The organism is Pseudomonas sp. BB438, from assembly GCF_057180225.1.
In genome coordinates this window covers 1,479,222-1,499,310 of the sequence record NZ_CM170001.1, presented here as the reverse complement: position 1 = coordinate 1,499,310, position 20,089 = coordinate 1,479,222, and the positions used below count along the sequence as shown (strand labels likewise).

The 20,089-nt window shown below is 66.8% G+C and carries 15 protein-coding genes and 1 tRNA gene; 14 read left to right on the top strand and 2 right to left on the bottom strand.

The annotated features are described in order from the left end of the window. Positions 1-16: 16 nt before the first annotated feature. From AC1ZV1_RS07025 to AC1ZV1_RS06970, 12 genes are all read left to right on the top strand, one after another. Positions 17-832 carry an ABC transporter permease gene (locus AC1ZV1_RS07025; protein WP_484296064.1) on the top strand — a complete coding sequence of 272 codons (816 nt, stop codon included), beginning with the start codon at positions 17-19 and terminating at the stop codon, positions 830-832. Further along, positions 829-1,770 (top strand): ABC transporter ATP-binding protein, encoded by a 942-nt coding sequence (locus AC1ZV1_RS07020; protein WP_484296063.1) that lies wholly within the window; start codon positions 829-831, stop codon positions 1,768-1,770. Before AC1ZV1_RS07025 ends, AC1ZV1_RS07020 begins: the two co-directional genes overlap by 4 nt. Positions 1,771-1,780: 10 nt before the next feature. Next, a complete protein-coding gene (locus tag AC1ZV1_RS07015; protein WP_484296062.1) occupies positions 1,781-2,500 on the top strand; it encodes an urea amidolyase associated protein UAAP1 in 720 nt (239 codons plus the stop codon). 11 nt (positions 2,501-2,511) lie between these two features. Continuing rightward, positions 2,512-3,147, top strand: a complete 636-nt coding sequence (locus AC1ZV1_RS07010) for an urea amidolyase associated protein UAAP2 (RefSeq protein WP_484296061.1) — start codon at positions 2,512-2,514, stop codon at positions 3,145-3,147. Between the two features lie 304 nt (positions 3,148-3,451). Next, positions 3,452-7,117 carry an urea carboxylase gene (gene uca, locus AC1ZV1_RS07005; RefSeq protein ID WP_484296060.1) on the top strand — a complete coding sequence of 1,222 codons (3,666 nt, stop codon included), beginning with the start codon at positions 3,452-3,454 and terminating at the stop codon, positions 7,115-7,117. 361 nt (positions 7,118-7,478) lie between these two features. Further along, positions 7,479-9,287: an allophanate hydrolase gene (atzF, locus tag AC1ZV1_RS07000; RefSeq protein WP_484296059.1), complete on the top strand. Its 1,809-nt coding sequence runs from the start codon at positions 7,479-7,481 to the stop codon at positions 9,285-9,287. A 120-nt stretch (positions 9,288-9,407) separates the two neighbouring features. Then, positions 9,408-10,484 carry a DUF2157 domain-containing protein gene (locus AC1ZV1_RS06995; protein WP_484296058.1) on the top strand — a complete coding sequence of 359 codons (1,077 nt, stop codon included), beginning with the start codon at positions 9,408-9,410 and terminating at the stop codon, positions 10,482-10,484. Further along, complete coding sequence (locus AC1ZV1_RS06990; RefSeq protein WP_484296057.1) at positions 10,481-11,314, top strand: DUF4824 family protein; 834 nt, start codon at positions 10,481-10,483, stop codon at positions 11,312-11,314. Before AC1ZV1_RS06995 ends, AC1ZV1_RS06990 begins: the two co-directional genes overlap by 4 nt. Before the next feature lie 98 nt (positions 11,315-11,412). Then, a complete protein-coding gene (locus AC1ZV1_RS06985) occupies positions 11,413-11,628 on the top strand; it encodes a cysteine-rich CWC family protein (RefSeq protein ID WP_484296056.1) in 216 nt (71 codons plus the stop codon). Then, positions 11,628-12,323, top strand: coding sequence for a pseudouridine synthase (locus AC1ZV1_RS06980; protein WP_484296055.1), 696 nt, complete (start codon positions 11,628-11,630; stop codon positions 12,321-12,323). The genes AC1ZV1_RS06985 and AC1ZV1_RS06980 overlap by 1 nt, the downstream gene beginning before the upstream one ends. A 138-nt stretch (positions 12,324-12,461) precedes the next feature. Beyond that, a complete protein-coding gene (locus tag AC1ZV1_RS06975; protein ID WP_484296054.1) occupies positions 12,462-13,514 on the top strand; it encodes a L,D-transpeptidase in 1,053 nt (350 codons plus the stop codon). Between the two features lie 375 nt (positions 13,515-13,889). Further along, on the top strand, positions 13,890-14,636 hold the full coding sequence (locus tag AC1ZV1_RS06970; protein ID WP_484296053.1) for a murein L,D-transpeptidase catalytic domain family protein: 747 nt from the start codon (positions 13,890-13,892) through the stop codon (positions 14,634-14,636). Positions 14,637-14,704: 68 nt separating this feature from the next. Here AC1ZV1_RS06970 and AC1ZV1_RS06965 read toward each other — a convergent pair whose 3' ends face one another. Further along, the gene (locus AC1ZV1_RS06965; RefSeq protein WP_484296052.1) at positions 14,705-17,578 is read right to left on the bottom strand and encodes an HD domain-containing phosphohydrolase; all 2,874 of its coding nucleotides are present in this window, start codon (positions 17,576-17,578) and stop codon (positions 14,705-14,707) included. Between the two features lie 3 nt (positions 17,579-17,581). Further along, positions 17,582-18,415: a substrate-binding periplasmic protein gene (locus tag AC1ZV1_RS06960; protein ID WP_484296051.1), complete on the bottom strand. Its 834-nt coding sequence runs from the start codon at positions 18,413-18,415 to the stop codon at positions 17,582-17,584. Positions 18,416-18,914: 499 nt separating this feature from the next. Between AC1ZV1_RS06960 and AC1ZV1_RS06955 the strand changes: the two genes are divergently transcribed. Continuing rightward, positions 18,915-19,808, top strand: a complete 894-nt coding sequence (locus tag AC1ZV1_RS06955) for an alpha/beta fold hydrolase (RefSeq protein ID WP_484296050.1) — start codon at positions 18,915-18,917, stop codon at positions 19,806-19,808. Between the two features lie 152 nt (positions 19,809-19,960). Then, positions 19,961-20,034 (top strand) — tRNA-Gly (locus tag AC1ZV1_RS06950). The last annotated feature ends 55 nt before the right edge of the window (positions 20,035-20,089 follow it).

Below are 20,089 nucleotides of genomic sequence, written 5' to 3'. Positions count from 1 at the left end.
CCCACAGGTACACCCCATGCGCCTGATCAACCGAACCCCCGACCGCGGCGGCCGCCTGTTCCTGGTGCTGCTGCCCTTTGCCCTGCTGCTGTTCGCCTACTTCGCCGGCTCTACGGCGCGGCTGGCGGAGAACCCCAACGACAAGCTGCTGCCCGGCGCCGCGCAGATGGCCGACGCGGTGAACCGCCTGGCCTTCAGCGAAGACAAGCGCACCGGCGACGTGCTGTTCTGGCAGGACACCGGCGCCAGCCTGCAACGCCTGGGCATGGGCCTGTCCATCGCCGCCCTACTCGGCCTGGTGCTGGGCATCGCCGCCGGCAGCGTGCCGCTGTTCGGCGCGCCGCTGTCGCCGCTGCTCACCGTCCTGTCGATGATCCCGCCGCTGGCGATCCTGCCGGTGCTGTTCATCGTCTTCGGCCTCGGCGAGCTGTCCAAGGTGGTGCTGATCGTCATCGGCGTCGCCCCCTGCATCGCCCGCGACATCGAACAGCGCGCCCGGGAAATCCCCCGCGAGCTGCTGATCAAGGCGCAGACCCTGGGCGCCAGCACCTGGACGCTGATCCTGCGCGTGGTGCTGCCGCAACTGATGCCGCGCCTGCTGATCTCCCTGCGCCTGATGCTCGGCTCAGCCTGGCTGTTCCTCATCGCCGCCGAAGCCATCGCCTCCACCGACGGCCTGGGCTACCGCATCTTCCTGGTGCGCCGCTACCTGGCCATGGACGTGATCCTGCCCTACGTGGTGTGGATCACCGCGCTGGCCTGGCTGATGGACTGGGCGCTGCGCGCGCTCACCCGGCGCGCCTTCCCCTGGTACGAAGGAGGCAAGGCATGAGCGATAAACAGACCAGCAGCGTCACGAGCGCTGCGAGTGCAAGGCGCACCGAGCACCGCAACCGGAGTGGACACGTCGTCGTTGAGGATTGCGAGCACCGCGCAACGCAGCAATCGCCGCGCGCAGTAGCTGCCGTTCCGTTCATCCAGGTGAAAAACGTCTGGCAGGAGTACGCCGGCAACGTGGTGCTCGAACGCCTGAATCTCGAGGTGAAGGAAGGCGAGTTCTGCACCCTGGTCGGCGCTTCCGGCTGCGGCAAGTCCACCTTCCTGCGCCTGCTGCTCGGCCAGGAGCGCCCCAGCCGCGGTGAGCTGCTGCTCGAAGGCCAGCCGCTGGCCGCAGAACCCGATCCGAGCCGTGGCGTGGTGTTCCAGCGCTACTCGGTGTTCCCGCACCTGTCCGTGCTCGACAACGTCGCCCTCGGCCTGGAACTGCCGCGCTCGCCGCTGCTCGGCCGGCTGTTCGGCGCAGCCAAGCGCGAGGCGCGCGAGCAGGCGGCCGAATTGCTCCAGCGGGTCGGCCTCGGCCATGCACTGCAGCAGTATCCGAGCGCCCTCTCCGGCGGCATGCAGCAACGCCTGGCCATTGCCCAGGCGCTGGTGATGAAGCCGCGCGTGCTGCTGCTCGACGAACCCTTCGGCGCACTGGACCCGGGCATCCGCAAGGACATGCACGCCCTGTTGCTGGAGCTGTGGGAGGAAACCCGGCTCACCGTGTTCATGGTTACCCACGACCTCGCCGAGGGCTTCAGCCTGGGCACCCGCCTGCTGGTTTTCGACAAGGTCCGCCACGACCCGCAGGCGCCCAGCGCCTATGGCGCCCGCATCACCTACGACATCCCGCTCAACGCCGACCGCAAGGCCGCCCGCGCCGCCCTGCCCGAACCGCTCGCTGCGCGCCTGGAAACGACCGCGCCGCTGATCACACCGGCCTACTGAGGAATCCGACATGAACGATCTGCGCACCACACTCTACGAAGAAACCGTCCCGGGCGGCGGTCACACCTCGTTCGTCCTCAAGCGCGGCCAGCTGCTGCGCCTGACCGACATCGAGGGCGGCGGCAACGTCAGCCTGCTGCTGTTCAACGCCGCCGAGAAAAGCGAGCGCCTGAACCTGCCCGACAGCCTCAAGTGCCAGCACACCGCACGCCTCACCGCCGGTCACTGCCTGTACTCGGACATGGGCCGCGTGCTGGCCGCCATCACCGCCGACAGCTGCGGCTGGCACGACAGCTTCGGCGGCGTGCTGAACGCCGCCGAAGTGCAGGAGAAATACGGCGCGGGCCGCTACCAGGAGCTGCGCAACGGCTTTTACCGCAACGGCGTGGACAACCTGCTGGTGGAAATGGGCAAGTGGGACATGCGCCTGCAGGACCTGCTCATGTGCCTGAACCTGTTCAGCCGCGTGGACGTCGACGCCGACGGCTGCTTCCGCTTCGCCCAGGGCAACTCGACAGCCGGCGACTACGTCGAGCTGTACGCGCCGATGGATACCCTCGTCGTGCTCACCGCCCTGCAGCACCCGCTGGACCCGAACCCGCAGTACGCGCCCAAGCCCATCGGGCTGACCTGGCAGCAGGTCGCCGCCGACGGCATCAGCGTGCTCTGCCGCACCTCCCGCCCGGAGAACGGCCGCGGCTTCCACAACACCGAACGCCAGTACCTGTAAGGAGCGCGAGCATGCCCATCGTCCCCAGCGACAAACACCCCGAAGCCTGCGTCTCGCGCACCTTGATCCCGGCCGGCGAACCCAGCCTCACCGAACTCAAGGCCGGGCAGACCCTGCGCATCCTCGACCTGGAAGGCAACCAGGCGGTGGACACGCTGTTCTTCAGCGCCGCCAACCCGCGCGAGCGCTACGACGTGCAGCGCACCCTGCGCAAGCAGGGGCAGGTCTACCTCAGCGCCGGCAGCGTGCTCTGGTCCAACCTCGGCAACCCGATGCTGACCATCACGGCCGACACCTGCGGCCGCCACGACACCCTCGGCGGCGCCTGCGCCCAGGAAAGCAACACCGTGCGCTACGCCCTGGACAAGCGCTACATGCACAGCTGCCGCGACAACTTCCTGCGCGCCAGCCTGCACGACGGTCGCCTGACCAAGGCTGACATCAGCCACAACATCAACTTCTTCATGAACGTGCCGGTCACCGCTGATGGCGGCCTGACCTTCGAGGACGGCATCTCCGGCGCCGGCAAGTATGTCGAGCTGCTCGCGCACATGGACGTCATCGTCCTGATCTCCAACTGCCCGCAGCTCAACAACCCCTGCAACGGCTGGAACCCGACTCCGGCGGAGCTGCTGGTATGGGACTGAGGCGGCTACACACGGCAGGCAATGGGCTGCACGTGCTACGGCGCTGGCTGTACATCCTGAGCCAGAGCCGGAGTGGCCAGTGCAGCCCCTCGCTCCGAACAGCCCCCTCTCCCGCTTGCGGGAGAGGGCGGGGGGAGAGGGAACGCCCAGTGCCATAGCAAGGGCCCCTCTCCCCAGCCCTCTGACTGGGCGTCCCCCAGAAGGGAGAGGGAGCAGTACGCAGCAGGGCCCAGGCCCCGGCGGTGGACGGCCACCGCCAGATACGAATTCGACAGGACGACCTGTCCCGCATGGGGAAGCCTCCATGTTCGACAAACTGCTCATCGCCAACCGCGGCGCCATCGCCTGCCGCATCCTGCGCAGCCTTCGTGAGCTGCAAGTAGAGGGCGTGGCTGTCTACTCCGAAGCCGACGCCGCCAGCCTGCACATCCAGCAGGCCGCCCAGGCCATCAGCCTCGGCGAAGGCCCGGCGTCCAACACCTATCTGGTCGTGGCAAAGATCATCCAGGCGGCCCGCGACAGCGGCGCCCAGGCGATCCATCCCGGCTACGGCTTCCTCTCCGAGAACGCCGCCTTCGCCGAAGCCTGCGAAGCTGCCGGCATCGCCTTCGTCGGCCCGACACCGGAGCACCTGCGCCTGTTCGGCCTCAAGCACACCGCCCGCGCCCTGGCCCGCGAGCAGGGCGTGCCGATGCTCGAAGGCACCGACCTGCTGGAAGACCTCGACGCCGCGCTGCGCGCCGGCGAGCACGTCGGCTATCCGGTGATGCTCAAGAGCACCGCCGGTGGCGGCGGCATCGGCATGCGCGTGTGCCGCTCGGCGGACGAACTGCGCGACGCCTTCGACACCGTGAAGCGCCTGGGCCAGAACAACTTCAGCGACTCGGGCGTGTTCATCGAGAAGTACATACAGCGTGCCCGCCACCTGGAAGTGCAGGTGTTCGGCGACGGCCAGGGCGAGGTGATCGCCCTCGGTGTGCGCGACTGCTCGGTACAGCGGCGCAACCAGAAGGTGCTGGAGGAAACCCCGGCGCCCAACCTGCCCGCCGGCATGGCCGACGCCCTGTGCGCCGCAGCGATCCAACTGGCCAAAGCCGTCCGCTACCGCAGCGCCGGTACCGTGGAGTTCGTCTACGACAGCGAGGCACAGCGCTTCTACTTCCTCGAAGTGAACACCCGACTGCAAGTGGAGCACGGCGTCACCGAACAGGTCTGGGGCGTCGACCTGGTGCGCTGGATGATCGAACTGGCCGCCGGCGACCTGCCCCCCCTGGCCGAGCTGGCGGCAACGTTGAAACCCGGCGGCCACGCCATCCAGGCGCGCCTCTACGCGGAAGACCCCGGTCGCGACTTCCAGCCCTGCCCCGGCCTGCTCACCGCCGTGCAGTTCCCGCCGTCGGACGGCAAGGCGCTGCGCATCGACACCTGGGTCGAAGCCGGCTGCGAGATTCCGCCCTACTTCGACCCGATGATCGCCAAGCTCATTGCCTGGGCGCCGACTCGCGAGCAGGCCAGCGCCGGCCTCGACCGCGCCCTCCGCGACAGCCAGCTGTACGGCGTGGAATGCAACCGCGACTACCTGCGGCAGATTCTCGCGGACGCGCCCTTCGCCAGCGGCTCGCCCTGGACCCGCTGCCTGGAGGGCCTGCGCTACCGCGCGCAGACCTTCGAAGTACTTGGCGCTGGCACCCAGACCAGCGTGCAGGACTACCCCGGCCGCCTCGGCTACTGGGCCGTGGGCGTGCCGCCGTCCGGGCCGATGGACGACCGCGCGCTGCGCCTGGGCAACGTCCTGCTGGACAACCCCGAAGGTGCCGCCGCGCTGGAAATCACCATGAGCGGCCCGACCCTGCGCTTCAACACCGACGCGGTGGTGGCCGTCACCGGCGCACCGCTGCCGATCAGCCTGGATGGCGTCGAGCAGCCGATGGACACCTCGCTGTTCATCGCCGCCGGCTCCACCCTCAGCCTCGGCACCGTTGGCGGCGCAGGCGCACGCAGCTACCTCTGTCTGCGCGGCGGGCTGCTGGTGCCGGATTACCTGGGCAGCAAGAGCACCTTCACCCTCGGTCAGTTCGGCGGCCACGGCGGCCGGGCCCTGCGTGCCGGCGATGTGCTGCACCTGGCGGAGCTGGCAGACGACTCTCATGGCGCCAGCCTGACGCCGGAGCTGCGCACCGATCTGCCAACCGTGCGGCAGGTTCGGGTGATCTACGGTCCGCATGGCGCGCCGGAATACTTCACCCCGGCCTACATCGAGACCTTCTTCGCTACCGACTGGGAAGTGCACTTCAACTCCAGCCGCACCGGCGTGCGCCTGATCGGACCGAAGCCGGAATGGGTACGCGAGAGCGGCGGCGAAGCCGGCCTGCATCCGTCGAACATACACGACAACCCCTACGCCATCGGCGCAGTGGACTTCACCGGCGACATGCCGGTGATCCTCGGCCCGGACGGCCCGAGCCTGGGCGGCTTCGTCTGCCCGGTGACGGTGATCGAGGCCGACCTCTGGCAACTCGGCCAGCTCAAGGCCGGGGACAAGGTGCGTTTCCTGCCGGTCGACATTGCCACCGCCCGCGAGCTTGCAGCTTTTCGTAGGACCGAGGGGGGCGCCTCAGCCCTTGCTCGCGAACAGAGTTCCGCCTGGCACTCCAGTGACATGCGGTTCGCGAGCGAGCTCGCTCCTACAGATCAGCCCAACGCCTGTGCCGCCGGCCTCCCCTCCCCCATCGTCCTCGACCTCGGCCAGGACGACAGGCGCCTGGTCGCCCGTCTCTCCGGAGACACCCACCTGCTGCTGGAAATCGGCCAGCCCGAGCTGGACCTGGTCCTGCGCTTCCGCGCCCACGCCCTGATGCAGGCGCTGGAAGCGAAGGCCCTGGCCGGGGTGATCGACCTCACCCCCGGCATCCGTTCGCTGCAGGTGCACTACCAGCCGGAAACCCTGCCGCTGCACAGCCTGCTGGAGACCGTTGCCGGCCTGTGGGATGCCGTCTGCGCCGCGCAGGACCTCAAGGTGCCGTCGCGCATCGTGCACCTGCCGCTGTCCTGGGATGACCCGGCCTGCCAACTGGCCATCGAGAAATACATGACCACCGTGCGCAAGGATGCGCCCTGGTGCCCGAGCAACCTGGAATTCATCCGCCGCATCAACGAGCTGCCGGACCTGGAGGCGGTGTACCGCACCGTGTTCGACGCCAGCTACCTGGTGATGGGCCTGGGCGACGTCTACCTCGGCGCGCCGGTGGCCACGCCGCTGGACCCGCGCCATCGCCTGGTCACCACCAAGTACAACCCGGCGCGCACCTGGACCGCAGAAAACTCCGTGGGCATCGGCGGCGCCTACATGTGCGTCTACGGCATGGAAGGCCCCGGCGGCTACCAGTTCGTCGGCCGCACCCTGCAGATGTGGAACCGCTACCGCGAGGTCGCAGCGTTCGACGGCAAGCCGTGGCTGCTGCGCTTCTTCGACCAGGTGCGGTTCTACCCGGTATCCGCCGAGGAGCTGCTGCGCATCCGCCGCGACTTCCCGCTGGGCCGCTACCCGCTGCGCATCGAACACAGCGAACTGCGCCTGGCCGACTACCAGCAGTTCCTCGCCGAGGAGGCCGACAGCATTGCCGCCTTCCGCCGCCACCAGCGTGTCGCCTTCGATGCCGAGCGCGAACGCTGGATCGCCTCCGGCCAGGCGCACTTCGAGAGCGAGGAGGCCGCCGTCGATACCGGCGATGAGGCCCCGCTCGGCGCCGGTCAGCACGCCGTCGAAAGCCACATCGCCGGCAACCTCTGGCAGGTGCAGGTGGAAGCCGGCGCCAGCGTGAAAGCCGGCGACATCCTGGTGATCCTCGAATCCATGAAGATGGAAATCCCCCTCACCGCCCCGCGCGACGGTGTGGTCCGCGAGGTCCGCGTGCAGCCCGGCTCGCCAGTACGCGCCGGGCAGCGGGTGGTGGTGATGGAGGAGGCGTGAGCTGATGTAGTCGACTGCAGAGAGCCCCTCTCCCCAACCCTCTCCCGCAAGCGGGAGAGGGAGCCGTTCGGAGCAGGGCGCAGCAACCGATTCATCCTGAAACCACGGCCAAGCCTGTGGATTGAACTCAACCCCGCGCCGAACCGCTCTTCCCCCTCTCCCTTCGGAGCGGGGCGCGTAGCCAGGGCCGGAGAGAGGGTATCCGCCCAGCACAGGAACCCGAAACCACGACACACCGACGGGTGGGTCGTGCTTGGAAACAGACACCGCGCCGGACTGCTCTGCCCCCTCTCCCTCCGGGAGAGGGCTCGGGTGAGGGCAATCCGAGTGAAGAATTGACAGGATCAAAGGACCTCCAATCATGCCCACCACCTTCGACCTCCGCCTCGCCACCCTGCGCGCCGCCTACCGCGAAGGCCGCGCCACGCCACGCCAGTTGATCGCCGAGCTGCGCGACAAGGCCGCCGCGCTGAACCCGGACTACCACCTGTTCATCCACCTGCTGAGCCTGGAGGAACTGGAGCCCTACCTCGCCGCGCTGGACGGGAAGTCTCCCGAAGCGCTGCCGCTCTACGGCATCCCCTTCGCCATCAAGGACAACATCGACCTCGCCGGCATCCCCACCACCGCTGCCTGCCCGGCCTTCGCCTACACGCCGGAATCGTCCGCGACCCTGGTGCGGCAACTGATCGACCTGGGCGCCATCCCGCTGGGCAAAACCAACCTCGACCAGTTCGCCACCGGCCTCAACGGCACCCGCTCGCCCTACGGTGAATGCCGCAACAGCGTGCTGCCGGAGTACCCGTCAGGCGGCTCCAGCGCCGGTTCGTCGCTGAGCGTGGCGCTGGGTGTGGCGAGCTTCGCCCTGGGCACCGACACCGCCGGCTCCGGCCGCGTACCGGCAGCGCTCAACGGCCTGCTGGGGCTCAAGCCGAGCAAGGGGCTGCTGTCCAACCATGGCCTGGTGCCGGCCTGCCGCACGCTCGACTGCATCACCTACTTCACCGCCAGCGCCGCCGAGGCCAGCGAGTTGCTGGCCCTCACCGCCCGGCTCGATCCGCAGGACGGCTACAGCCGCGCCAATCCGGCCTGGAACGACGCCAGCGCGTTCGGTGCGCCCAGGCCGTTCCGCTTCGGCGTGCCGCGCGCCGAGCAGCTGGAATTCTTTGGCTGCCACGAAGGCCCGGTGCTGTTCACCGACGCCCTTGACCAGCTCAAGGCACTGGGCGGCGAGGCGCGGGAGATCGACTTCGCGCCCTTCCTCGAGGCCGCGCGCCTGCTCTACGAAGGGCCCTGGGTCGCCGAGCGCTACAGCGTGGCGGGCGAGCTGATCGAGCACGACCCGCTCGCCGTCCTGCCGGTGATCCGCGATGTGCTGGCAAAAGCTCCAGGTGCGACCGCCGTGCAGGCGTTCCGGGCGCAGTACCGGCTGCAGGAGCTCAAGGCACAGTGCGACGCGATCCTCGCCGACCTCGACTGCGTGCTGACCCCGACCATCGGCCGCCCGGTGACGCTGGACGAGCTGCACGCCGAACCGGTGAAGCGCAATTCCGACCTGGGCTACTACACCAACTTCATGAACCTGCTGGACTACACCGCCGTCGCCGTACCCAGCGCCCTCATGGACAACGGCCTGCCCTGGGGCGTGACGCTGTTCGGCCGCGCCTTCACCGACCAGTACCTGCTCGGCGTCGCCGACGCCCTGCAGCGCCGGCACAACCTGCCGCTCGCCGGCGGCAATGCCATCGCCCCCGCTGCCTCCACCAACGCCGCACGCAACGACCGCGCGCGCCTGGTGGTGTGCGGCGCGCACCTCGACGGCCTGGCGCTGAACGGGCAGCTGCGCCAGCGCGGCGCGCGCCTGTTGCATGCCACCCGCAGCGCCCCGGCCTACAAGCTCTACGCCCTCGCCGGCGGCCCACCGCTGCGCCCCGGCATGCTGCGTGTGGCCGAAGGTGGCGTGGCCATCGAAGTAGAAGTCTGGGAACTGCCCAGCGCCGAGCTGGGCTCCTTCCTTACGGGCATCCCGGCGCCGCTGGGCCTGGGCAAGGTGCAACTGGAGGATGGCAGTTGGGAGACCGGTTTCATCTGCGATCCCTGGGGCCTGGACGGCGCCGAGGACATCAGCCGTTTCGGCGGCTGGCGGGCCTGGCTCGCCAGTCGTGGGTGAACCGAGCAACGCTCGCTGTTGGCGTATGACGCCATGCGTCATACGCACTGCGACGCCAACCATGGAACCCCGCCCCGCCGACAGCTAGAGTTCAAGCATCACCCGCCGCAAGGACCGGTCATGCCCGATCTCAGCCACCAGCAGGCGCAGCACCGCGTCGACGATATCCTGGCCTTCGACCGCGAGCTGCGCCGCCTGCACGACGAAGGCGCGCTCGTCCTCGACACCACCCAGCGCAATCGCCTGCACGATCATCAGCAACGCCTGCTCGCCGACTACCGCGCCCGCTTCGACATCGATCGCGACAGCCAGGACCATCGCCTTTCCCTGGGCATGCGCATCGCCTCGTTCCTGGGTGCACTGGCCCTGGCTGCCAGCCTGTTCTTCCTGTTCTACCAGTTCTGGGGGCTGTTCGCGGAAACCGCCCAGGTGCTCACGCTCATCGCCGCCGCCCTGATCAGCCTGTTGCTGACGCTCTTCCTGCAACGCCGCGACGCCTCCGGCTACTTCGCCAAGCTCGGCGCCATGCTGGCCTTCGCCTGCCTGGTGCTGAACGTCGTGATGATCGGACAGATCTTCAACATCACGCCCTCGGACAAGGCGCTGCTGCCCTGGGCCGCCTACGCCCTGCTGCTCGCCTACACCTGCAACACCCGCCTGCTGCTGGCCGCCGCGCTGATCTGCGTGATGGGCTACGTCGCCGCGCGGGTCGGCACCTGGAGTGGCGTCTACTGGCTGGATGTGGGCGAGCGCCCGGAGAACTTCTTCCCCGCCGCGCTGCTGATCTTCCTTGTTCCCTCGTTCATTGCGCAGAACCGCTTCGACGGCTTTGCCGCGATCTACCGGATATTCGGCCTGCTCGGGCTGTTCCTGCCGATGCTGGTGCTGGCCAACTGGGGCGGCAGCAGCTACCTGCCGCTGGGCTTCGCCACGGTGGAGAACCTCTACCAGGTACTCGGCTTCGTCGCCTCGGCGCTGGTCATCTGGCTGGGTGCGCGCCGCGAATGGCCGGACGTGGTGAACACCGGGCTGACCTTCTTCGTGATCTTCCTCTACACCAAGTTCTTCGACTGGTGGTGGGAGGTCATGCCCAAGTACCTGTTCTTCCTCGTGCTGGGCCTGTGCGCAGTACTGATCCTGCTGGTGCTGCGCCGCTTGCGCCGCGCCCACGGCCTGCTGGGAGGAGCCTCGTCATGAACTGGACGCGCACCCATGCCCTGGTCGGCGGCGTCGGCCTGATCCTGCTGGTCAACGCCGTGGCCCTGGGCGGCGTCGCCTGGAACCGTTCGGCCGATCCCGACAGCACGTTGCCCCTCAGCCAGCGCGAGCTGATCCGCAACACCACCTGGCACAACGAGAACAGCGGACTGAGCCTGCGCCTGCGCTGGCGTACCCCCACGCGGGATGAAGACACGCGACACAACCGCGGCTGGCAACCGGCCATCGACGCGCAGAAGATGGCGCGCCTCGGCTTCAGCATGCCCGCGCAAGTGGACGACGAGAGCGCCCGGCACTTCGGCCGCCAACAGTCGCGCAACGCCCTGCTGGTACTGGAACTGGACGGCCCGCTGTACGAGCGCGAAGTCCAACTGACGCGCAAGCGCCTCGACGAAGCCCGCCTCGCCGCCGACGCCGCCCCGCAGAATGCGCGCCTGGCGGATGAGCGCGACTTCATCCGCCGGGAGCTGGACAGCGAAGAGAAAACCGACACACGCCTGCTGCTCAAGGATGTCGGTCTGGATCTCCAGGCCCTTCGCGCCCAATACCCTGATCGCCAGCGCTACCTGATCATTCCGGGTCGTGTGCATCCCATTTCCAACTACTACCAGCACATCTGGACATTGGGCGGCACGGCCAGCGGCATCGGCTCCGACAGCATCAACGTGCCCTACCAGTGGCGCGAGCGCCTGGACAAGATCACGGCGCAGCCGCACCGGACAGCGGACGGCCTGCCTCAGCCCTTCGTCGCCGATGTCGCCTTCGGCCGTCGCCTGGAGCCCTGGATCGTACGTATCGAAATCCCCTGACCGGCACTCGCCGCGCCGATCCGAATCCGCTTGCGCGATGCGGGTCGGCGCTGCACCCTGTGCGTCCGCCTCACCGCTATGTCCAGCCCTGACCGGCCATGAACGACGTCACGCCCGATCCCAGCCGCTGTCCGCTCTGCGGCCAGTCCAATCGTTGCACCCAGGCCGACCCGGCACTGGAGGGCCAGCCGTGCTGGTGTTTCAGCACGCGCATCGACCGCAACGCGCTGGAGCGCATCCCACCCGAGTTGGTCGACCTTGCCTGCCTGTGTCCGCGCTGCGCCGCCGGGCTGAAGGACGACGAGAACGCCTGATGCGTCTGGACCGATTCATCGCCAACCTGCCCCACCTGAACCGCCAGCAGGCCCGCCAGCTGCTCGCCGAAGGCCGTCTGCGCGTCGATGGCCAGGTGGTGCGCGACGGCCGCCACGAGGTGCGGGAATTTTCCCGCGTGGCGCTGGACGAACAGCTTCTGCAGGCCGGCAAACCGGCGCGCTATTTCATGCTGCACAAGCCCGCCGGCTGCGTGAGCGCCACCCGCGATGCCGAACACCGCACCGTGCTCGACCTGCTGGACGAGCCGGACAAGGACGATCTGCACATCGGCGGCCGGCTGGACTACAACACCACCGGGCTGCTGCTGATCACCAACGACGGACAGTGGTCGCGGCGCATGACGTTGCCAGGGCGCAAGCTGCCCAAGGTCTACTACGTCGAGACCGAAGACCTGATCGAGGCGCGCTACATAGAGACCTTCGAACGGGGCCTGTACTTCGCCTTCGAAGACCTCACCACCCTGCCCGCCCAGCTGGAAATCCTCGGCCCCCGCGCCGCACGCCTGACCCTGCACGAAGGCCGCTACCACCAGGTCAAGCGCATGTTCGGCCACTTCCAGAATAAGGTGATCCGCCTGCACCGCGAGCGCATGGGCAGCCTCCAGCTCGACCCGGTCCTGCAGCCAGGCGAGTACCGCGCGCTGACCGCGCAGGAAATCGCCGAACTGGGCTGACCCCCTCGGCGCCGCTACCGCGGCGGCGCAGCCGCCACACGCCTGGAATCCGCAGTCAAACCGTTCAGCCCGGCAGTTTGCAGCCGGCGCTGCCGCTTGGCTAAGCTCCCTGGCATGTCCGTGTCCCAAGGAAAGGTGATGAAGAAACTGTCGGTTGCCCTGCTGATCGCCCTGAGCGCCAGCGTCGCCTTTGCCAATCCGGGCAAGCCCTCGCCGCTCTCGGATCTGCAGGCTGCGCTGAAGACACTCAAGCCCGGCCAGTTCCTCTGGTACCCGGAGATTTCCCCGGCGGGGCCGGTCACCCTGGTGGTCAGCCTCACCGAGCAGCGCGCCTATGTGTACCGCAACGGCATCGCCATCGGCGTGGCCACCGTCAGCACCGGCAAAAAAGGCAAGGAAACCCCCACCGGCGTGTTCTCCATCCTGCAGAAGAAGGTCGAGTACCACTCCGATCTCTACAACAGCGCGCCCATGCCCTACATGCAGCGCCTGACCTGGGACGGCATCGCCCTGCACGCCGGCAACCTGCCCGGCTACCCGGCCTCCCACGGCTGCATCCGCCTGCCCATGGCCTTCGCCAAGAAGCTCTATGAAGTCACCGGCTTCACCTCCACCACGGTGATCATCTCCGACGCCAAGAGCTCGCCCGTGGAGGTCTACCACCCCGGTCTGCTCGCCCCCATCGTCAGTGACGGCCGCGCCGCCGGCCCGCACGACGACAGCGGCATGGTGGTGCCGTTCTGGAGCGATCCGGGTGCGGAAAAGGGCCCGGTCTCCGTGCTGGTCAGCCGCGCCGACCGCCGCCTCTATGTGTACCGTGGCGGCCTGCAGGTCGGCACCGCGCCGGTGGCCTTCGAGCACCCGGAGGAACGGACCGGCGTCGCCGCCTTCTCGCTCATGGAGAAGCCCTCCCAGGCCGAGATCGACAGCGAGAGCCCGAACCTGCGCTGGACCAGTGTGCAGGTCAGCGATCCGCAACGCGGCCTGACGCCTGCCGAACAGTTGGGCAAGTTCAGCCTCGACCGCGAGTTCCTGCGCAACCTGCTGGCCAGCATGGACGTGGGCAGCACCCTGGTGATCACCGACCTGCCATCCACCCGCGACATGCGCAGCAACCCGGACTTCACCGTGATCACCACCAACGACCGCAAGGCAGAACAGAAGCCGGTCAAGAACCAGAGCGTGCAGTAGGACCTTGATCCGGAGCGGCGCCGGCGCGCTCAGGATTTCCCCTACAGCGTCATCATCGATCCCCTGCACACCCCAACGCCCATCGCAGCCACACTGCCAGCCCTCACCGACGGACAGACGGCCTCAAGCCGGTCGTGCAAGCAGCCGAAGAATCTCGAAACACAAGGAGTCAAGGCGCCTGTCCGCGGTGAGCTCAACCTGCCCGCCTTCCCGGAAATCAACGCTGCCCGGCGTTTTTTCGTGTGGGAAAGTTCGTAATTACCGACGGGCGGAACCATACTTGATCAAATAACAACCACATCGTTGATCAAAAATCGCGCACAATGCGGCGTTTCCCAGAAAAAACCATATCGATTCAACGGGAATGTTGTATTCATGCTGACTTTCTTGAAGTTACGGGGGTTCTTCCGGATTTCGCTCGCCAGTACCGCGCTCTTTGCGATCGGTAGCTGGCAGGTTGCATCCGCTGCTGCCCTGCCCACGGCCGAGGAACTGCACCGCCTCGCCCCGGCGACCAACACCGAAACCCTGCGCCTGGCACTCAGCGCGCTGCAATGCGCCAGCACCCAGCTCGGCGGACAGAACCAACTGCTGACGGTGATCGACTACTCCAAGCCGTCCCGCGACAAGCGCCTCTGGGTCTTCGACCTGAAGCAGCGCAAGCTGCTCTTCGAAGAGTGGGTCGCCCATGGCAAGAAGAGTGGCGACGACATGGCCACCGCCTTCTCCAATCGTCCGGAGAGCAACCAGTCGTCCATCGGCCTCTACCAGACCGGCCAGACCTACAGCGGCAAGCACGGCCGCTCCCTGCGCCTGTTGGGCCTGGAGCCGGGCTTCAACGACAACAGCGAAGAGCGCGCCATCGTCATGCACGCCGCCGCCTATGCCGATCCCAAGGTCGTCCCCGGCCTCGGTCGCCTCGGCCGCAGCCTGGGTTGCCCGGCGGTGCGTCCGCAAGTGGCGCAGAAGCTGATCGATACGGTGAAGAACGGCAGTTACGTGTTCGCCTACTACCCGCAGCAGCAATACCTGAAGACCTCGCAGTTCCTCGCCGGGCAAAGCTGCACCGTGGCGAAGAACCCGCAGATCAACCGCTACGCCACCAACCTCGCCAAGCGCTGATCGATATCGCCAAACGCAAACCGCCGGCTGATGCCGGCGGTTTGCGTTTCAGGGTCTACAGACCGGGACTAGGCCTTCACCCCATCGAGGATTTCCAGGATCGCCCGCACGTCCACGGCATCCATCTGCTCGGGGTTGAGGAAGCGGTCGCCGTATTCCTTGTACACGCCCTGGCTGATGAACAGGCGGAACAGGTCGGCGTCGATGTGCTGGTCGCGGGCCATGAAGGCGAGAATCTTCAGCGACTCGGAGAGCGTCTTCGGTGCCTTGTAGGGGCGGTCTGCAGCAGTCAGCGCCTCGAAGATATCGGCAATCGCCATCACCCGTTCCGGAATGCTCATCTGCTCGCGGGAGAGTCTGCGCGGATAACCGGTGCCATCCATCTTCTCGTGGTGGTTGGCGGCGATGGTCGGCACGCGGCGCAGGTTGCGCGGCAGCGGCAGGGTGGTGAGCATCATCAGGGTCTGGACGATGTGCTCGTTGATCTTGAAGCGCTCCTCGTCGTTCAGCGTGCCGCGGCGAATGCCCAGGTTGTACAGCTCGCCGTAGTTGCTCGCATAGGGCGGCAGGCGCATGTCGAAGCCCCAGATATTGCGCGGGTCGTCCTTGGTCACCGGCGGCTTGCGCTCGCCCCACATCACGCGATGCTCGGCCTTGTCGGCCAGCAGGAACTCCTCCGCCGGCAGCGTCCGCTCGGGGCGCCCCTGCAGGCGCTCGGCTTCGTCGTGAGAGATGCCCAGGCGATCGTCGAAATAGCGCAACCAGCGGCGTTCACCGATCTGCTTGAGGCGCTCGATGTCCTCGTCCTTCATGAACTCGCCACCGACGTTGGCCTGGGCGACGAAGGCGTAGTCGTCGCGCAGCGATTCATGCAGTGCGTCGCGGCGGGCGGCGAGCAGGCCGATGTCGTTGCCCTCGGCGATACCGCGCCAGTAGTCCAGCTCGATGTCGCGCCAGATCACCTCGAAGCGCGTGCGCACCTCGTGCAGGCGGTTATAGAGGGTCTCCAGCTTGGTCGCCTTGTCCACCACATACTCGGGGCTGGTGATCTTGCCGCAATCGTGCAGCCACGCTGCGATCTGGAACTCGTAGCGCTCGGCGTCGCTCATGGTGAAGCCGGCGTACTCGCCATCCCGCGAGTCGATGACCTTCTGCAGCAGCAGGTCGGCCAGTTGCGGCACACGCTCGCAGTGACCGCCGGTGTAGGGGCTCTTGGCGTCGATGGCGTCGGCGAGCAACTTGATGATGGCGTCCAGCAGGCGCTGCTGGGCTTCGATCAACTGGCGGGTCTCGATGGCCACGGCGGCGGCGCCGGAGAGTTCCTCGACGAAGCGCTTGAACGGTTTGCGCGGCTGGCGACTGTGCACGCCCTCCTGGGCCAGTTGCAGGACCAGGATGCCCAGCAGCTCGTCCGAACGGTTGCGCAGGGAGACCTCCAGGTATTGCCCGCGATTGGCCAGCGCCAGGTCTACCCGCTCGGCCAGCTCCGCCTCGGTGAAGCCCTCGATCAGCATGGACTGCGGGTACTGCTCGCCATGCACCGAACAGGCCAGGCGCAGGCGACACTCCTCGTCCTCCAGCAGGTAGACCGCCCCGCCCAGCACGCCGGTTGCCTCTACCAGGCGCGAGAGCACGCCCTCGAGCATGCTCTCCAGACGCGTTTCGCGGCTCAGGGTCAGAGTGATCGCCTGGAAGTTGTGGATGGTGCGCGACATGCTGCCCATCACGCTGCTGAGGTCGCGAACCTCCGCGATCTTCGACGCCACCCCAACCGGCCGGGCGAAGTCGAACGCCGCCAGCGCGCCGACCTGGTCAGCCAGCGCAGTCAGCGGGCGAGCGATGCGCCGGCCGATGTACCAGCCGATCAGCAGCAGGACCAGCAGCAAGGTGCCGCTCCACAACGCCTGGCTGAACAGCAGCTGACGTGCGCCAGCCAGCAGCTCCACGGCAGGGATGGCGATCAGCACCTTCACCTCGTTGCTGGTGAAGTTCGACAGCGGCACCCAGATGCCGTACCAGTTTTCGCCCTTGACCTGATAAGCCAGGGGCGTACCGGAGGGCACCTTCTCGGCGTTGAGCTCGCTCAAGGCCGGCACCTTCAACTCGGGCAGGGTAGCCAGGCGCAGCTCCTTGCCTTCGTGAACCATCAGCCGGGACAGATCCGGATAGGCGATCACCGTGCCCTTGCCGTCCACCACCGCCAGTTCCGTGTTGGCGGTCTGGCGCAGGTCGCCCATCTCGCCGCCCAGGTCGTTGACCGAGGCATCCATGCCGATCACCGCCGCGCCGTCGACGCTGCGGTGCGCCAGGGTCAGGCCGATCTCGCGGGTCGTGAAGAACACATAGGGCTGGGTCAGCACCGTCTTGCTGGTGAGCCGCGCCTCGTTGTACCAGGGGCGCTGCCGTGGGTCGTAGTTGTAGTCCGGCCGCTCCTGCACGCGCAGCAGGCGCAGTTCGCTGTCGTAGAAGCGCCATTCGCCGAGCAGCCCGCCCTGGCCATTGAGGGTCTGGCTCTGCACCAGGTATTTGGCTGCGTCCGGCGCCTGCAGGGTCTGGCGCACCTCCGGCACGCGCAGCGCACGGATCAGCAGGAACTCGCCGTTCGGGTAGCCGATGTACACCGCGCTCAGGGTGCGGTTGGCGCGCAGGTTCTCCACCAGCATCGGCAGGCGATCCAGGCGCGCCGGCAGGTTGTCGGTCTGCGAGATGGGGTCGTGGGTCAGCAGGCGCAGCGCGCTTTCCGCCGGATCGATCAGGCGGCGAATCCGCTCGTTGATGGTCGCGCCCAACTGGCTGGCCGATTCCCCGGCCGCCGTGACCAGTGCGCCCTCCACACCACGGTATCCCTGGATCAGCAACGCCCCCGCCAGCACCAGCATGCTGGCAATGATGGCTCCGGCCACCAGCAGTTGCAGCGGAATACCCCGTTCGAATGCCTTCATCCTTTACCAGCCTCTGTCCGTGGAGCTGTAGCGATATCCGCTGTCGAGCAGTCCTTCCGCCACTTGCGGCGGTGCATTTTTACGCATGATCCGGGCCAGGGTTCCGTCCAGCCACAACGTTTCCAGCAGGCGCATCCACTCGGCGCTCTGCGCCGGCGTGAAGCGCTTGCGCGAGAGCATCAGGTTGTGGGGCGTCGCCGGCCCGGGCATCACATCTACCACACGAAAGCGCTCCCGTTGACGACGGTCGGCGACCGATCCGGAAAGATTCATCTCGTGGCCGATCACCGCTTCCACATCGCCATTGAGCAGTGCACTGAAACGCGCAGCGTCCTCCTTGTATTCCACCACTCGACCCTCGGCGCGCAGGATGCGCAACATGCCGTCGATGAAGGCCCCATGGCGGTAGCCGGCGATGACACCGATCCGCGCGCCGGGCATGTCGTGGAAGGCCTCCAGGCTGTTCATCTCGCCCAGGTCGTCGCGCACGATGAGCTTGTTGCGCACGTACAGGTAGGGCAGCAGATAGGTGTAGGTGCGCCGCTGCGGAGTCGCGACTCCACTGGTGCCCATCTGCAGGTCGCCGCTTTCCAGCGTGCTCCAGATTTCGTCGCGCGGACGCACGGAGGTCTCGAACTGGCAGCCGGTGCGCTTGCCCAGTTCGGCGATCAGGTCCGGGTCGATGCCGACGTCGTCATGGAAAAACACCACGTTGCGGGTGAATGCGACACTGATCGGTTGCTCGCAGCCGTAGCGATCCTCGGCCATGGCTTCCGCACACAGCCATGCGGCCGGGACCAGAACCAGCAGTACGACGACTCTTCGATGAAGTGCCATTGACCCGCTCCGCACGCGGTATCGGCCTCAGGGGGAGCACGGCGAGATCGCTCGTCTTCGGCAGGGGGCGTTACAGCTATCACAAGAGTGTAATCCGGCTTCACCAAAGCGCCGGACAATCGCACGGACAAATGTCATTTCGTCGGAATCTGCGCCACCGATGTGACTCAATCGCCCGGCGGCGGTTGCGCGGCCTGAACCGTGCTGCTTAACTCTGGCTCAAGCGTGACCAGCGAGTCACGCAACGCAACCAACAATGATTTCGCGGCAGCTGTTCCGCAAGCCGCACCTTCCCCCGCCTGATCAGAAGCCTCTGTCCGCACCTTCACGGGTTCCGGCGCGTCGTCTTTTGATGCCGTAAGCCATTGAAAATCAAGAATTTGTTAACTTTCGTCGAGTGACATGAAGCTGTCACGTCAAGACGCTTTCCTCTGCCTGGGTACTTTCTTCGCATCCGATGGTGGATGCGCACCATGACCTGCGTCTGGAGGAATACGACATGAGGCCGGAAACCGCCGTCGTCGAGATTCAGCAACATCGGGTACACACGGAGTTCCACGCCAACAGGGAAGCGCGCCAGACCATCATCCTGGTCAACGGCTCGCTGGCGACCACCGCCTCCTTCGCGCAAACGGTGAAATACCTGCAACCGCACTTCAATGTCGTCTGCTACGACCAGCCGTACGCCGGCCGGTCCAGGGCCCATAACGACTGCCGCGAGTTCATCACCAAGGAATACGAGGCGCAGTTGCTGCTCGGCCTGATCGAGCACTACCGCGCCGACGTGGTGATGTCCTTCTCCTGGGGCGGTGTCGCCACTTTGCTGGCCCTGGCCGAACGCCCGGCGCGGATCCAGAAGGCCGTGATCAACTCCTTCTCGCCGCTGCTCAACGCCTCGATGCTCGACTACCTGCACCGCGGCCTGGACTACCTGTCCGCCTGCGATCGCACCAACGTCGGCAACCTGGTGAACGACACCATCGGCCAGTACCTGCCCCAGTTGTTCAAGCGCTACAACTTCCGCCACGTCAGCGGCCTCGACGAGCACGAGTACCAGCAGATGCACTTCCACATCTGCCAGGTGCTCAAGCTCAGCGCGGAGAGCTACATGGAGAAGTTCGCGGCCATCGATATCCCGCTGCTGTTCATGAACGGCGAGCTGGATATCTACACCACGCCGGCCGAGGCCAAGCTGTTCCAGCAACTGATCCGCGACTGCGAGTTCCGCACCATCCGCAACGCCGGTCACTTCATCGACGTGGAGCACAAGAAGGCCTGGCAGGAAACCCAGGACGCCCTCCTGAGCTTCCTACAGCCGCAGCGCCACCCGGTCCTGACCAATCCCTACCTGCCCAGCAGCCACGGCGTGCCCATCGCTGCCATGGTGGGCTGATGCAGGCAGCGCACACAGCCGGGGGCCGGCCCCAGACCTTCCGCCCCCGGTCATTCATTGCGCAGAATTCGTAACAGAAGCGGCGCCACCCAAGCAGCTCGCCTGCCAAGGCTTCACTAAGCCCCGCCCTTCTGGTAAAAAGGCACCCCCAAGCGGGCGTCGTATAATGGCATTACCTGAGCTTCCCAAGCTCATGACGAGGGTTCGATTCCCTTCGCCCGCTCCATATCACACCCTGAAACCGCTCTAGCACGGGGCTTTCAGGACAGAAATGGTGGGAA